The organism is Arthrobacter sp. efr-133-TYG-118 (assembly GCF_030209755.1).
Lineage (GTDB): Bacteria > Actinomycetota > Actinomycetes > Actinomycetales > Micrococcaceae > Arthrobacter.
Map to the genome: position 1 here is coordinate 87,545 of NZ_JARVRH010000013.1, position 15,102 is coordinate 102,646.

Genomic DNA, 15,102 nt, shown 5'->3' on the forward strand with positions numbered 1-15,102 from the left:
CGCTGGTCTAGCAATGACGGGCGTGGCCTCGTTTCGGGTTGCCCATAGGTGTATCGCGGGTTTACTCCACGCGCTGCAAGGAACCACTGTCCAACTGGTCGTTCCCGGGGGGTATTTGGTGTTTGCTGCCTTGGATGAGGCTGGCAAGTGCTTGTCGAAATCAGGGGCTGGCCGGATGTGTGCCGGTGGCCAGGGACCAGCACCAGCCGGAGAGTTCGCGGGCGATGGCGACGTTGGCGATGACCGGGCGTTTGCGGCGTTCGAGGTAGCTGAGCCAGCGTTCGTGCAAGCGCCGGTTCCCGGCATGCCCCCGGGTTCGTGCTTCGGAGGTGGCTTCTTCCCAGCGTGAACGCATGAGCCGGGAGGGGTTGTTATATGGCCTGCGGTGGTGCCAGGCCGCTTCAACGAGCAGCCGGCGGGCGTGGCTGTTGCCTGTTTTCGTGATGGAACCCTGCGATCGGGATTGTCCGGAAGAATGCTCCGTCGGGACCAGGCCAAGGTAAGCGCCGATTGTGGAGCCGGTGAACCGGTCCCAGTCGCCGATCTCCACGGCCAGTCCAAATGCGGTCAGCGTGGAGATGCCGCGCAGGCATTGGAGGGCGCGGACAACCGGAGTGTATTCGCTTCCATATGCCATCGCTGTGATCGCTTGGTCGAGGCGGTCACGGCGGTCTGAGATCTCATGCATCGCCTCAAGGGAGGACTCGTAGGTCAGCTGCCGGGCCGGTGCGTCGAAGCGCTGGCGGGCCAGCCAGAGTTCATGGGTGCCAGTCCAGGCTTGCCCGCCGGAATAGACGATGCCTTGGCGCAACAGCAGTTTGGAAATCCGGTGCCGGGAACGCATCAGATCGCCGCGAACGTCTTCGCGGGAGCGGACCAGATCCCGTGCTGCTTCTTGGTCCGCTGATGGAATTCTTACCCCGGTGACCTCGCCCAGCTTCAGCAGCCGGGCCAGATGCAGTGCATCCTTCGCGTCGGTTTTTACCCGGTCCCCGGACGGGCGCTGGAGCTTCGATGGTGCCGCGACCACTGTCTCGATTCCGGAGGCCAGCAGGAACCGGGCCAGGCCGAAGCCGGTCGGTCCTGCCTCGTAAACGACTCTGACCGGTGATGGCAGGGAGAGAATCCAGGCGAGAATTTCACCATGATCCGGAGTCATCCGGTGCAGAAGGACTTCGCCGGTCTGCGCGTCTAACGCGCATGAGACAACGGTGCGGGCATGGACATCCAAGCCGACGCTTGTACGCTCGAACATAGCTGGAACCTCCAAATTTCAAATGTGGCTCTACCTGTTCGCCAAGTGTGGCAGGCAACCCACGTCTTGCTTTGAAAAGGAGGTTCCAGCCCCCGGACCACATTTCCCGGACCCTTCTAATAGAGGGCCATCAGCGCCGGAACAAGATCCGGAGCGTCCAACAACCCGTCATCGGGGACAGGGGACCAAAAAGCTGGACGCTCCGGAAACGGTCCGGCGACAATGGGCCTTCAGAAGGGTCCAGAGGCTCCACGGGGGTTTCGCCTAAGCCGGCCACCTCTTGCTACATATCGTCTAGACGTATGGCAGGCCGGAGGACCCACAACCCGCCGCATCGCCGAGGGCTTCCTGAAATGGGCCATCAAGACCAAAGCCGCTCCGGCAGGGCTGGCCATCGTCCCGCACCGCCGCGGCACCAGCCCCAAGCTCGCCAAATCAGGACAGGACGAAGCGCTCCACCGCGTGGTTAACACCGACGGACTCGAGCCACGAGACCGCGCCGCCGCGATCCTCATCCTCGTCTTCGGACAACAAGCCGAAAACATCGCGCGGCTAACCTGGGACGACGTCACCGTCACCGACGACTTAGTCACCGTCCAGCTCGGCAGCATCCAGATCGCGTTGCCAGACCCTTTAGCGCAACCTTGGCGGGAGCTCGCTGCAAACCCGGGCCACGAGCTGACCGCCGCGCACCCCAACACCAAATGGGTGTTCCGCGGAGCGTCGCCTGGACGCCACATTCATCCTGGGCACCTCACGACCCGCCTCAGCAAACTCTTCAGCACCCGCGCTGCACGTCTGGGAACACTTCACGAACTCACCAAACTCGCACCCGTCGCCATCATCGCCGAAACCCTTGGCTACTCCCCCACGACCATTGAACGCCACGCTACTGGCTCTGCTGCTGCCTACGCCCAATACATCACCACAAGGGTGCATGCCAGGCGAGTTAGCGTGCCGCAGTCGTAGGAGTCGGGAGAAGGCGACCGGCCGGCGGAGCGTCTACGAGGGCGAAAGCTCACGAAACTTCTGGAGGGCCGGTCCCAAGGAGCGGCCGAGAAATTCAGTCCAGACCGCCGCGTCGTGTTCGTCGTAGTATGCGAACCAAACATCGCTTGAGTCGATTGTTGCGGAAGTTGGCGCAAACGATCGAAGGTAGTGCTCTCGTACCTCGGGTGGAAGTTGGAATAGGAACTGCTCGTCGGGAGCCGGCAACGCGACGGCGACTTGGCTGATGATGTTGAGCGCCTCTCGCCGGCCAACTTCATCGAGGAGCTGCCAAACCCGAGCACGCTTGAAGCCGGTTGCGCGTTCGGGGGTCTTTGATCGCTCGAGCTCGACTATGAATCGGTTGCCTGCACGGGGATCCCAACCGCTTTGGCCACACTGGGCGGCAATGATGAGGTGATCATCGCCCCACGGCCGAGTCCAGGCATTGCTGCCCAGTCGCTTGAACCCCTCTTCCTTCAGCCAAGGTCCTAAACCCGTCCGAAGAACCTCGACTAAGTCCCGGGATCTGAAGGTGTCTGCACGGGGCGCCCGACGGGCAACGTGGTCCCGACGCGTTCTTATGAATCTCACGATGTAACGATAAGGCGGCCGGCACCTTCCGAAGGACTGACGCTCGGCAGACACGCGCCACCGGAACTATCGCCCTCCGATTGGACTACTCCCGGCCCATGAATAACCGTGCATGCCAGTTAAGTAGAACGAGTTCAAACAGACGAGCCAAATGCTGACCCGTGGGCCTCTCGACGTCGTACATCAGAGCTCACGCGGGACGGTTCAGCGCTTTCAGCGAACGAATATCCGTGGACCTGGTCGGCGCATCACGTGGATGAGTTCCTGGCCGACCGTCGCAGCTCCGACCAGGGTCTGGCGCTAAACCCATCGGCCCTCCGCTAAATCAGACCAAAAGTCGACACGATACGTCGGTAACGTCATGTCGGGCTCCCGGAAAAACTCGGCCGCGAAGTAGGCAGCAAGATGAATCCCGTCAGGCTTGCCCAACCAATCAACCCATCCAGGGCCCATCGGAGTACCCAGACTCAGCAGCCCCGCATGGTCAGCACTGAACCTGATACCAAATTGCTGCTCAACGTCGGCGATCTCGGCATTAGTTAAACCAGGACCCAACGGAATACGCGCCTCGTAAAGTGTCTCAATGGCTGTTTCGACGATAGAACCCACGCCTGAATCATGACATCTACTACTCGTCCCACTTCAACACGCCTCGCTGCCAGTCAATGCACGGGAGTTGCACTGGGTGCGATAACTCCCGTTCACCGAAGACTCGGACGTTTCCCAAAGGCACACCGCCGGGGCGGGCCGATTTCAGGCCAAACTCACAGGATACACAACGACTCACAGGAGCGCCGCTGGACAACCCTTTCCGCCCTTCGGCCGGTGCCACTCCCCCGAAAATACTCGCGCGAAGTGGTCTGCTGGACGAATTGAGTTCGGACTGCGGCTGGGTTCCGGGGCCGCGGGCCTGTTGACCGTTTTCAGGGGAGCACGCGGCATCGCACCCCTTCCTTCCCGATCCAACTCGTCGGCTACTTCCTGTGGCGCGAAGCCGAAAACAATGGCGGAACACTCACCGAGATCGAAGTTGCTCAAGCAAGAAGCTGACAACTCCGCAACCCTGCCCGGATAACGACCTGGCGCTGCGGCCAGAACGGCGCCGCAGCGCAGGCCACCGCTGGGACCACAAGCGCAAGAATCGACCGCGGCGCTGGGATTCTTCCCAGTCTCGGGTTTCAAAGTGCACTCGATGCAGATGAAGTCCCTCCTGGTCCGTCTTTGAAGCGATCCCTTTAAGGACCGTCCGGACAGGGCCTGGTACAGAAAGAATCCCAGGCAAAGTTTGTCAGCGAATCCGCGTTGGCCTCCGTCGGCCCGTTTCAACTGTCAAGTTTTTGACAGTTGAAGGCTCTGAAAATGCCTCCTTTCAAAACCGGACCGTTGAAAACCCAGCCCTTCTCTCGGATTGCGATTTGTCCGGCTCTCTACAAACAGGACCACCCCAAACGTGGTCGTCGCGCGTATGGACGCGCTTGAAGAGAGGGGAACATAAGTGAGTCAAAGAGGATTCAAACGGGACCTCGGCAACCCGCCGGGAGTGACAACGGGCTGGCGGGCGTTCGCCAAGACCGGTGTCCTGGCAGTGGCCGGTGCTTTGGCCCTGTCCGCCGTCGGAACCGGTGGCATCTTGGCCGCGCCTGCAGCGCAGGCCGCAACTGACCTGCCCGGCATGCACCAATCGGGCATCACAGTCCAGGCTCCGCCGCCTCGGGCGTTTGGAGATTGGTCGATGTGGCTGGGATCGCTCAACCTGAACGGTGCCGCCGGGGGTCCCACGGCATTCTGCTTCGATGTCGGGATTCCAGCGGGCCCGGCCGGATCCGGCGCGGTGGGTTCCCTGGGCAACCCACAGCTTAACTACGCGATCCAGAAGTACCAGGGTGACCCTGCTAACCATGCCGCTTTGGCGTACCTGACGCACGAGCTCGCGGATCCGAGGTTCAACGTGCCGTGGAACGGCATTGGGGCTCCCTACCCTAACCTTCGGGATTCATCTGATCCGCAAATACCCGGTGTCCGCGCCCAGGCCGCGGCGATGCTCGCCGACGCCCAAGCCAACTCCGGTCCGTATTCCACGCAACCTAAACTCTCGATGGACGCGAACGGTCGCGGCGGCACAATCACCTCGACGGAGCTGGTTTCCGCAGCCGGGAACAAGCTGAGCGGCTTCTCGGCCCGCGCCATCCTGAACGGCCCCGCCGTGTGGGCAGGAACGAACTCCCAGGCAGTCAACCTCCATACCGGAGATCAGCTCGGCTTCGCGGCTACCGGAAACGGAACAGTGTCCGTAACGCTGACGATCGACGCCCCCGGGGTGTCGGCCACAACCTATTCGGTGCCCGGGTTCCAGAACCTTCTCGTTGCCAGCGGCGCTCAACCCGTCACGGGATCGTCAGCCGACGCCAGGGTGATCTTCGATTTTCAACCTGAAGCAACGTCGACAGCCGGCCGGTTTGTGGAGGGCGGCAAGCCCCTGGTGGACGTCCTGCACGTGGCGTCCACGGGAAAGGCCAATGACTGGGCGTTCGTGAACGGCGGCAACGTTCCGGCCCGCTTCAACATCGACTGGTATTACAGTCCGGTCAAACTCGCCCCGACGGCCAAGATTCCGGCAGCTGTCGTGAAGGTTGCTTCCGGAACGGGCACCGCAACGGGACCGAGCGACGTCACGGTGACCGCGGACAAGACGGCGGACAAGGCTGGCTACTATTACCCCGTGGCCCGCTTCTCCAAGGCGGCCCAGCCCGCCGAGCTGCAGCAATACTTCCGTGCCGACTGGACGGCAGGGTTCAACGATCCGAATGAGGAGACGATCCAGAAGTACGAACCCGAGGTGGTGACCAAGGCATCGGTCATTGAAAACGGCAAGGTCTACGACGTCATCACCGTCACCGGCAACGAGCCTGGCAAGGAACTCTCCGTGACAACGGATCTGGTTCTAACCTCCGCAGCCCCGATTGCCGGCGGCACCGACACCGCGCCGGCTGATGCCGAGGTCATCAGTACCGTCACCACGAAGGTCACCGGCAACGGCGAGTTCAAGACCCCGTCCGCCGAGGTCCCGTGGGAGAAGATCGTCGCCGAGAAGTGGGCGAAAGGACTGAAAGCCAACCTGTACTTCTCCGAAAAGATCGACGGCACTGAGTCCACCAAGCCGTGGGACGGCAAAGAACTGCTGCCCAACGAAACCGTTCCATTCGAGAAGCCTTCGATAGTCACCAAGGCCTCCGAGAGCGGCGTCGTGCCTCTCGTCGCTCACGACATCGGAATTGTCTCCGGCACCATCCCTTCCGGAACCGGCATCAAGGTCACCACGAAAGTGAGCCAGTACAAGTTTGACGACTCAACCGACGGTTCCGCCCAGGCCGTCTGCGCCAGCCCGTCTTGGACCTCCACGGAACAGGACATCACCACAGCAGGTGAAATCACCTACCCGAGCCACACCATCGCCCACAAAGGCACCTACGGGTACGTCGAGGAACTTAAGCTGACCCTCGACAAGGGCCGGGGCAAGGAACCATTTACCGCGCAGTTGCACAAGGGCAACTGCGGCGAAAAGAACGAAAGCGTCATCGCCTTCCCCGAAGCAGTCACCGTTACCCCGGGCAAGCCGGCCCTGATGGTCAACACCGGATTCGCGCCCGCAACCGGCACAGTAGAAGAAGCCGGGCCGAGCATGCCCCTGCTCATCACAGGCGCCATCACCTTCGCATCGGCTCTCCTCGCCGGGGCAGGGCTGTTCTACCGCAAACGCTTCGCCAACCGAAGACTAGACGCGGCCAAAGTCCACGCGGACGAACACGCCGACTAGAAGCCCCTACCGGGCACCACTAAATAGATGCGGGGCACCCGGATCTCGCCGTCCCGGCAGATCGGTAGGGTGCCCCGCCCTACACCAAGGAAAGTCCAATGATTGAAACCCGCAACTATCCCGACGCCCGGTGGAACCGCGTTGCGCTGACTGTTGTGGTCATTTGTACCGTGGCCGGAGCAACCGCGGGCGTCTTGGCCTTCACATCACCGCCCGCTCCGCCAACGGCTCAGCTGGCACCTGTCCTGGCTCCGTTTACTGCCGCAGGACCGGACACCTACACAGGGCCAACCGAGGTACCCAACCTTCCGCCTGACACGCTCTCCATCCCCGGCGTGGACCTCAAAGTAAGTCTCGTGGACGAAGGCCGTGACGATTCCGGCTACCTGGTGATCCCGGAATCCTCCAAAGCCGCCCGCTACACAGGGTCCGCGGCTGTCTGCGCCGCAAAGGGATCGACCCTGCTCGCCGGGCACGTGAACTTCCCGGATGGGTCGCTGGCGCCTATGGTTTCCCTCGTCCAGGTGGCCAAGGGCATGCCCCTCTATGTATCCGACAAGTCCGGCGTTACCTGCCGGTACAAGATCACCAGCCTGGAATCGCTGGCCAAGACGTCCCTGCCCCCAGGTTCCTTTGCCACTGAGGGACCACCGTTACTGCGGGTCGTCACCTGTGATCTTGCCAGCCCCTTCGTGCGGATTGCCGGGCATGCCCAGTTCGCCAACAACACGATCGCCACCGCAATCCCCTGGCCGTGACTCACCTCATAGGTCCAGCGCGAGTTGGCTGCGTCATGCAGGGATGTCCTCCCGGGAATGCGCTATGAGTGACGAGTAGGTTCTGGTTCGGGTCTTCTTGGGCCTCGCCTTGCTCCAGACCAGCGATGCCAACGCGTCCTGGACCCCGGGAAGGGCAAGAGCGTTGGCAGGCGAAATTCCGTGGAGGCGGCCCCAAAGGTATCCGCGTTCGCTGCACACGAAGTCCACAAGTGCCCTTTTGTGTCCCTTGGGCACGCAGCTCAGCGCCCTGTTCGTTTCCAGCCGGGACATCGCGGCCCCCGGCTCTGACCGGCATCCGGCCTCCTCCATGTGCCGGGCTGCTCGATGCTCGATCACCTTCAGGCCCTCCTCTGCGACGTCGCCATGCCAGCCAGCCCTGATCAACAACGCCTTCAGTTCCTCCCAGAGAGGCGATGAACCGGCGGGCAATGGCGACATGGCCAGCGGGATCTGAGGCCACTCGCACTCATGGCCATACACCGATACCAGCGGCGCCCCCTCCCCCAGGCCGTGGTTCTCCTTCACCTCCGCCCAAACGCCGTCCCGCACATCACGCTCCGAGAGCCAGTGGCGTTGGGTGATAGTCGAGGTTCGGAGCCCGTTGCGGACCACCGTAAGCAGCCACGCGCACGCCGGGACATCCGTGGGGATCCCGCTGTCGCAAAGAACTTCCGTGGCGTAGAACAGTGGATCTTCGGGGTCGATCGAGGGGAACTCGTGCTGAAACCGGGACAATAGCGCCGGAAGAAATGACCCGAACAACTCCCGGGTCGCTGAACCGTTTTGGCCTTCTCTCCGCCATCTTGCTACCAGGTCCAGCAAAAAGGCGTCGCGTTCGGCTGAAGTCGAAAACTGCCCGTACGTTTCTGGACTCACGCTGCGACACCCCACTGCCTCGCAACATCGCTCATCAGTTCCGCGGCCGCGTGGAACTGGGCCGCCAGCCGGCGCCGTCGTGCAGGATCTGCCTCGGGCAGTCGCCGTACGACAAGCTCAGAGGCTCCCAGATTCCGGATGGAATCCATCAGCTCCCGAAGCTGGAGTTCCGCCAGAACGGCCGCGTCGGACGGACCGTGATCCACGCCCAAGGCGCCGACGTCCGCGAGGAACCCCTCCACATCGAAAATTCCCCCGTTGGAATCAGAGTCGGAATCAGGGTGAGCCAGTTCGCCTGCGATCACATTCATTGGTACGGCGGGTGCACTCCGGCGTATTTTGCCGTCCAATGACAATCTCACGGGCGGCAGCATTCCACCCTCTGCAACGCCCTTTGCGAGCAGGGTTTTCACCGTCTCGTGGGATACGCCCAGGACCGGGGCGATGGCACGCAGCGACAAATTTCCGGCCGCCAACTCCATCGCGACACTCACCCGGGCATTGCCTCTCAGGCTCGGGAGGACCAGCCGCTCAGCCTCCACCAACTCAGCCCACGTACTCAGGCCAAAGGCCTTCCACGCCCTCGCCGCATACAGCTCCAAGGCGAGCTTCACGACTTGGCCGAGCAACCGGTCAACCACACCCACTTGGCGGTCAAGCTCAGCCAAACGCAGGCGCAAACGGTTCACCTTGACACGCGCACCCCCGACATCCAGCTCCCGCTGCATACCTGTGTACCTCCCCAAAAGTACTAAGGACCACCCTGTTTGCCGTCCAGCCGATCGGTGAAACGGTCAAATGAGCTGTTATTAGAACTAGTGGTTCGTCGCTTCAATTTGTGTCGCAGAAGCTTTTGGGCCCTGAATGCCGTTGAGTCCGCGGCTCCCCGGAAAACAGCGGAGCCTCTTCAAAACGTCGACATTTCCACGCTCTGCCATTGTCAACAGCATCTTCGTCGCCAACAATGAAGCATGCCGGTCTACGTGAGGTCTCTGGAAACTGCCGTACCGCCCACAGTGCTTGTGCAACCACAGGCGCGCGACGTTTTTGCATCCCAACCGGGCCTGACACGGCTTGGATCCCGGCTGGTGCGAACCTGCTTTGATTCAGCAGCCATCGATACCCGCTTCACTGCCGTCGCCGAATTGTCCCTTGATAATCACTCCGAGAATCCGTCGTTCTTTGACCCTGCCACTGGCCGTGTGCTTAGCCCCAGCACAAAGGTCCGCAACGAAATCTTCGCGGTCGAAGCCACCAAATTGTTCATTGAGGCCGCCAAAGCCGCGGTCGGGAAATGTCCAGACATTGATTTACTTGACATAACTCATGTCATCACTGTCTCCTGCACCGGATTCTTCAATCCCGGCCCCGACTACAAAGTAGTCCGGGCCCTCGGACTCAGCCCGGCCGTGCAGCGCTATCACCTTGGCTTCATGGGTTGCTACGCTGCGTTCCCCGCCCTCCGCGCAGCCCGGCAGTTCTGCCAGGCTGATCCCGATGCCGTCGTCCTCGTTATCTGCGTGGAGCTTTGTTCACTCCACGTCCGGACCTCAAATGATCCGGACACCATCATGGGATCGGCGATCTTTGCGGACGGTGCGGCGGCCGCCGTCGTGACTTCCCGTGAACCTGAGGGGCCGGACCCGGTGATCAGGCTGGATCACTTCGAGACGGTCCTGACGCCGGTCGGCGAAGAAGCCATGGCCTGGAATATCGGCGACGAAGGCTTCGAGATGGTTCTCGGCACGTACGTGCCGCACATCATCGAGGAACACATCACCGGCGCGCTCGAGCCGCTGCTTGCCCGGGAGCCCTCCTTGGCGGGGCTCCCCTACCGGGACATTACGCATTGGGCCATCCATCCCGGCGGCCGCAGCATCCTCGACAAAGTCGAGTCGAAACTTGACCTCACCGAAGAACAGATGGTTCCCGCACGCGAAGTCCTTCGCGACTACGGCAACATGAGCAGCGCCACCGTACTCTTCGTCTTGAAACACATTTTGGGACAAACTCCGGCAGAGCGGGAGGAGCGCATCTGCTCCATGGCATTCGGGCCGGGCCTCACGGTGGAGACAGGACTGTTCACCCGGGTCTCCCCGGCCTTGTGATGCCGAGTCTGTGATGCCTGCCCTCCCCCGCCCAGGCGGCTTTCTCGACGCGCGGGATGAAGCCGCGGTGGAAGACATGGACCGTCCCGATTGCGAGCTTGACCGGCTCAACAGGAGCTACGCGCGGTTTCCGATCGTCAACGCCGTGGTGTCCGGCTGGCGGGATACCTACAAATCACGGATCAAGCCATTGCTCACGACGGCGGCCCCCACCACGGTCCTTGACATCGGCTGCGGTGGTGGAGACGTCGCCCGCAGCCTCGCGCGCCGGGCCGCCGCAGACGGTTACCGCCTGGAAGTCACCGGAATCGACCCGGACGAGCGCGCCTTCCATTTCGCGAACTCTGCCCCTCCCGTGGAAGGCGTCAGCTACAGAAAAGCCCTCAGCTCAGAGCTCGTGTCAGAAGGGCGCAAGTTCGACGTCGTTATTTCCAACCATGTCCTGCACCACTTAACCACCCCGGAACTCGCCTCGTTCCTTCGCGATTCCGAACAGCTTTGCGACCGGATCGCCCTGCACAACGACCTCACCCGCAGCCGCGTCGCATACGCACTTTTCTGGGCCGGATCCTGGCCTCTCGGCATTCGATCGTATATCCACGGTGACGGCCTCACATCGATCAAGCGGAGCTACACGGCAGCGGAACTCCGTGCCGCCACTCCCCCGGCATGGACGGTTGAACCGAGCGGCTTGTGGCACAACCTGCTGGTCTACCGGCGCCGCGAGGTCCCAGATGTTTGACGTCGTTGTGGTCGGAGCCGGGCCTGTCGGGCTGTTCATGGCGGCCCTGCTGCTGCAAAACGGGCACCGCGTTGCAGTACTGGAAAGGCGCGCGACGCCGGGCCGCCAGACCCGCGCCATAGGGATCCATCCGCCTGCCCTGGCAGCTTTGGACGCAGTCGGTGCCGCCCATCTCCTGGTCTCTTCAGGGGTCCGGATCACCCACGGTGCCGCGTACAGCGGCGGCAGGAAAGTAGCGGACATGGACTTCGCCCGCCCCTCGGCTGAGTACCCTTTCATCCTTTCCGTCCCGCAATATCTCACCACCCATGCCCTTGAGTCGAGGGTGACCGACCTTGATCCCAGCGCCCTCCACCGCGGGGTGCAGGTCGAGGAAGTCGTCGACGACGGCGGGCACCTGCGTCTGCGGGGACTGCAAGAGGGGGCTCCAGTGGAGTTTCTGGGCCGGTTCGTGGTGGCGGCCGACGGTGTCCATTCGGCAGTGCGCGAAGGACTGGGACTGGAGCCACGCTTGCGCACCTATCCCGACTACTACGTGATGGGCGATTTCCGGGATGAATCGATGTACGGCAACAACGCTGTCCTTTTCCTTGAGCCGGGCGGAATCGTGGAGTCCTTTCCCTTACCGGGCGGCATCCGCCGGTGGGTGGTCCGGCTTGGCGCCCCGTGTCAGGAACCCACTCCCCACGCGCTCGCCGCCCTCATCAAGAAGCGGACCGGCAGCGCGGTGGACTCCGCAAGCAATACGATGATCAGCACCTTCGGCGTCACCTCGCGGCTGGTCTCCCGGATGGTCCACGGAAGGGTCGCCCTGCTTGGAGACGCCGCGCACGAGATCAGCCCGATCGGTGGTCAAGGGATGAACTTGGGCTGGTTGGACGCCGTTGCCTTGGCGCCGATCGTCAGCGATGCATTGCGAACATCCGCTGGAGGCCCTGCCAGCAAGGAACTCGCGGGCTTCGAGCGGGACCGTCAGCGTGCGGCGAAGAAAGCCATCTGGCAGGCCAGTCTGAACATGGCGCTGGGACGACCCCTGCCCCCGAAGGTCCTCAGCGCACGGAATGCGCTGATAGGCCGAGCCATTACCTTGCCGATGTTCTCGGAGCTTGTTGCCCGGAGATTTACTATGCACTAGGAGCGTCTGGGCAACGACGGCGGCTGGCTGGCGTCGCCGTCGTTGTGTCACCAAGAGTTGGGCGGACGGTTGGGGTGCCATCGCACTAAGCTCAATCCATGGACTTTGAGACCCGCCCCCTGCCTGCCGGCCCGGACACGACGTTTACTGCCTCCGAAATCCGCAGAGCAGTTCAGGACATACTCGGTCTCGACGGCCTCCCGCCCATCGTGCAGGTCGGCCATCCCGTGCTGCGCCAGCGCGCCGCGCTCTACGACGGCCAGCTCGAGGACACCGAATTGGCGCAGCTGATCGAACGGATGCGGGATGTCATGCATGCCGCTCCCGGCGTGGGCCTGGCAGCACCGCAGCTCGGCATCCCCTTGCAGCTGGCTGTGCTCGAAGATCATTTCGATGTTGATCCTGTTGCCTCGGAGATCCGCCAAAGGACGCCGCTGGGCTTCTTCGCCATACTGAATCCCAGCTACGAACCCGAGGGGACTTCAACGGCGTCGTTCTACGAAGGTTGCCTGTCGATGCGCGGATACCAGGCCGTGGTCACACGGCACCGCGACGTTCGCCTGCACTACCAGCGTCCTGACGGCAGCGCAGCCTCGGGCGGATTCTCCGGATGGCAGGCCCGGATAGTCCAGCACGAGACCGACCACCTGCATGGCGGACTCTATTTGGACCGCGCCGAGCTGCGGTCACTGGCAAACGATGGAGAGTACTCCGCCCATTGGGCGTACCCCGGAATCGACGAGGCACGCCGGGGGCTCGGTTTCCTCAACCCGTAGTTGAACTGGTCTCGCGCGACGGGTTTGCTGCTGACGGCAGGTGCCTTGCCCACCACGCGAGGATCTGCTCGAAACGCTGTCGCCTGTGGTGTGGCGTCCCCGACCGCGATAGTTCGTGGTCTTCACCCGGGAAGAGGAGCAACGCCGCCTCCACACCCTGCGCCTTGAGCGCGGCAAAGTAGCGCTGGCCCTGTTCAACCGGGCATCGGAGATCGTTTTCGCTGTGGATCACCAGGGTAGGCGTCCGGACTGCGGTCACTACGGCCATGGGACTTTGGGCCGCCATCTGCTCGGGCGATCCGCCCGTGTATTGGCCGCCGAAGAACCATCCGATATCCGAGGAACCGGCAAAGCTGACCGGGTCTAGGAATCCGCGCTCCACAATGGCTGCTTTGAAGCGGTGTTCATGGCCGATAACCCAGGCAGTCAGATATCCGCCGTAGGACCCGCCCATGATGCCGATCGATTCCCGGTCCATTGCCGGGAAGGCTTCCAGGGTCCCCTCCAGGAAGGTGAGTACATCCGCCATGTCCACGGTGCCCATCCTTTCCTTGATGGCACCGCCGTGTGCCTGGCCGTATCCGGCCGAACCCCGCGGGTTGCACATCAGCACGGCGTATCCCGCCTCGGCGTACACCTGGGCCTCGTCGAAGAAGGCGCCCGTGTACTGGGCGAAAGGGCCGCCGTGGATCGTGAGGAGCACGGGATGGGGGCCGGGCCCCTCCGGCAATACGGCCCAGCCGTGGACCGGGTAGCCATCCGCGCCGGTCGCAGTGAACTCGTGCGGCTCCAGGATGGTTGCTTCGTCCCGGAGCGTCTTGGTGAAATCAGTGAGCACTCGGAGTTCACCCTTCTCCAGAACGCCGAGTTCGCCATTGCTGGAAGCGTCACCGTAAGTGACAGACACCAGGTCCCCCACCGCGGAAGCGCCGCTCACTACCCGGGGCCCCTTTACCAGGACCTCGCTCTCGCCATCGGCCGTCCATTGGATCAGCTGGACGCTCCCACGGCTCGTGTTGAGCGCGAGCACCCCATCTATGCCAAAAGTTTCGAGGCGGCCCCCAATGTCCTGGTTTTCAACGTCGCTCAGCATCGTTGCCTTGCCGCCCCCGACCGGCATTGCGTAAAGCGCCGTGTTCCTCGCGACGAAGTCCAGGCCGTCCTCGCCGAGGTCCTGTGCCGTAAAGAAGAGCCACTCACCGTTCGCGGATTCGCAGACTTCCTGGACGGACTGCGGCGCAGCGTCCGGACGCAGTGCCGTGGCCTCGCCGCCCGCGGCAGGAACACTATGGATACCCGAGGCGATATCGGCGTCGTGCCCTTCGTGGAGAGCGGCGACAAAGTAGACGCTCTCGCTGTTGCGGCTGAAGGACGGCGAGGTGTGGTCGGCTTCGCCGAACGTCAACTGCACGGCCGGCGGCGCCAGGGCCGCCGCATCGGCCCCGCGGGCTTTGGCGGCCCTCCCCACAGGAACCACGGGAGGTTCCGCTCCAGGCTCGGGGACGTCGACGACGAACAGTTGGGCGGGCTTGTCCGCGGTGTAGCCCAGTCCATTGAGCCTGTATTGGTTGTCGGTGATCAATCGGGGGTCTTCGCTGCCTGCCCCGACCCCGTCGACTGTTCCGTAACGGCCTTCTTCAGGAACCCGTGAGGAGAACACAATCCTGCGCGAATCGGGCGCCCAGGCAAACTCTGAGACTCCCAATTTCTGTTCCGTCATCGCTTGCGGTTCCCCGCCGCCGGCCTCCACCACGTGCAGTTGCGGCTTGCCGTCCGGGGTCGCCCGGAGGAATGCCAACACGCTGCCGTCTGGCGAGAATGCGGGTGCGGTGTCCCGGAAGCCACGGGTGATCCGACGGGGCGGTATCGCGGGGTCGAAAGGAACACTCCAGAGCTGTCCGACGTACGCATCGGCGTCGAAATCGGGCCGCGTCACGGACACGACGGCGCGGGTGCCATCGGGATGGGCGGCCGGGGCGGAGACGGAATTCAGGAGCGGGAGTTGTTCGGCTTTCACGCTGGTGAGCCTAGCGGCC

At 62.8% G+C, this 15,102-nt stretch carries 12 protein-coding genes; 7 read left to right on the forward strand and 5 right to left on the reverse strand.

All coding sequences use genetic code 11. From position 1 onward, the window contains the following. Positions 1–160: 160 nt before the first annotated feature. Positions 161–1,255: an IS110 family RNA-guided transposase gene (locus tag QRN59_RS12995; RefSeq protein WP_241707169.1), complete on the reverse strand. Its 1,095-nt coding sequence runs from the start codon at positions 1,253–1,255 to the stop codon at positions 161–163. A 222-nt stretch (positions 1,256–1,477) separates the two neighbouring features. Between QRN59_RS12995 and QRN59_RS13000 the strand changes: the two genes are divergently transcribed. Further along, positions 1,478–2,224: a site-specific integrase gene (locus QRN59_RS13000; protein WP_284982918.1), complete on the forward strand. Its 747-nt coding sequence runs from the start codon at positions 1,478–1,480 to the stop codon at positions 2,222–2,224. 912 nt (positions 2,225–3,136) lie between these two features. Here the strand turns inward: QRN59_RS13000 and QRN59_RS13005 are convergent. Beyond that, positions 3,137–3,445: a hypothetical protein gene (locus tag QRN59_RS13005; RefSeq protein ID WP_284982919.1), complete on the reverse strand. Its 309-nt coding sequence runs from the start codon at positions 3,443–3,445 to the stop codon at positions 3,137–3,139. 886 nt (positions 3,446–4,331) lie between these two features. Between QRN59_RS13005 and QRN59_RS13010 the strand changes: the two genes are divergently transcribed. Continuing rightward, positions 4,332–6,650 (forward strand): hypothetical protein, encoded by a 2,319-nt coding sequence (locus QRN59_RS13010; protein ID WP_284982920.1) that lies wholly within the window; start codon positions 4,332–4,334, stop codon positions 6,648–6,650. Between the two features lie 98 nt (positions 6,651–6,748). Continuing rightward, on the forward strand, positions 6,749–7,408 hold the full coding sequence (locus tag QRN59_RS13015) for a class F sortase (protein ID WP_284982921.1): 660 nt from the start codon (positions 6,749–6,751) through the stop codon (positions 7,406–7,408). 33 nt (positions 7,409–7,441) lie between these two features. Here QRN59_RS13015 and QRN59_RS13020 read toward each other — a convergent pair whose 3' ends face one another. Together QRN59_RS13020 and QRN59_RS13025 are read right to left on the reverse strand one after the other, a co-directional pair. After that, positions 7,442–8,164, reverse strand: coding sequence for a hypothetical protein (locus QRN59_RS13020; RefSeq protein ID WP_284982922.1), 723 nt, complete (start codon positions 8,162–8,164; stop codon positions 7,442–7,444). Positions 8,165–8,301: 137 nt separating this feature from the next. Beyond that, on the reverse strand, positions 8,302–9,033 hold the full coding sequence (locus QRN59_RS13025) for a hypothetical protein (protein ID WP_284982923.1): 732 nt from the start codon (positions 9,031–9,033) through the stop codon (positions 8,302–8,304). A 243-nt stretch (positions 9,034–9,276) separates the two neighbouring features. Between QRN59_RS13025 and QRN59_RS13030 the strand changes: the two genes are divergently transcribed. The 4 genes from QRN59_RS13030 to QRN59_RS13045 all read left to right on the forward strand — a co-directional run bounded on the left by QRN59_RS13030 (position 9,277) and on the right by QRN59_RS13045 (position 13,066). Continuing rightward, positions 9,277–10,413 carry a type III polyketide synthase gene (locus tag QRN59_RS13030; RefSeq protein ID WP_284982924.1) on the forward strand — a complete coding sequence of 379 codons (1,137 nt, stop codon included), beginning with the start codon at positions 9,277–9,279 and terminating at the stop codon, positions 10,411–10,413. Positions 10,414–10,426: 13 nt separating this feature from the next. Beyond that, a complete protein-coding gene (locus QRN59_RS13035; protein ID WP_284982925.1) occupies positions 10,427–11,155 on the forward strand; it encodes a class I SAM-dependent methyltransferase in 729 nt (242 codons plus the stop codon). Further along, the gene (locus QRN59_RS13040; protein ID WP_284982926.1) at positions 11,148–12,290 is read left to right on the forward strand and encodes an FAD-dependent oxidoreductase; all 1,143 of its coding nucleotides are present in this window, start codon (positions 11,148–11,150) and stop codon (positions 12,288–12,290) included. Before QRN59_RS13035 ends, QRN59_RS13040 begins: the two co-directional genes overlap by 8 nt. A 98-nt stretch (positions 12,291–12,388) precedes the next feature. After that, positions 12,389–13,066 (forward strand): peptide deformylase, encoded by a 678-nt coding sequence (locus QRN59_RS13045; RefSeq protein WP_284982927.1) that lies wholly within the window; start codon positions 12,389–12,391, stop codon positions 13,064–13,066. Here the strand turns inward: QRN59_RS13045 and QRN59_RS13050 are convergent. Next, positions 13,056–15,083, reverse strand: coding sequence for a S9 family peptidase (locus QRN59_RS13050; RefSeq protein ID WP_284982928.1), 2,028 nt, complete (start codon positions 15,081–15,083; stop codon positions 13,056–13,058). The two genes, QRN59_RS13045 and QRN59_RS13050, sit on opposite strands and share 11 nt — an antisense overlap. Positions 15,084–15,102 lie beyond the last annotated feature (19 nt).

Bases quoted from the DNA above. Each gene is read 5' to 3' on its own strand.
- QRN59_RS12995 (WP_241707169.1), bottom strand. From the start codon at position 1,255: ATGTTCGAGCGTACAAGCGTCGGCTTGGATGTCCATGCCCGCACCGTT.
- QRN59_RS13000 (WP_284982918.1), top strand. From the start codon at position 1,478: ATGGGCCTTCAGAAGGGTCCAGAGGCTCCACGGGGGTTTCGCCTAAGC.
- QRN59_RS13015 (WP_284982921.1), top strand. From the start codon at position 6,749: ATGATTGAAACCCGCAACTATCCCGACGCCCGGTGGAACCGCGTTGCG.
- QRN59_RS13025 (WP_284982923.1), bottom strand. From the start codon at position 9,033: ATGCAGCGGGAGCTGGATGTCGGGGGTGCGCGTGTCAAGGTGAACCGT.
- QRN59_RS13030 (WP_284982924.1), top strand. From the start codon at position 9,277: ATGCCGGTCTACGTGAGGTCTCTGGAAACTGCCGTACCGCCCACAGTG.
- QRN59_RS13035 (WP_284982925.1), top strand. From the start codon at position 10,427: ATGCCTGCCCTCCCCCGCCCAGGCGGCTTTCTCGACGCGCGGGATGAA.
- QRN59_RS13040 (WP_284982926.1), top strand. From the start codon at position 11,148: ATGTTTGACGTCGTTGTGGTCGGAGCCGGGCCTGTCGGGCTGTTCATG.
- QRN59_RS13045 (WP_284982927.1), top strand. From the start codon at position 12,389: ATGGACTTTGAGACCCGCCCCCTGCCTGCCGGCCCGGACACGACGTTT.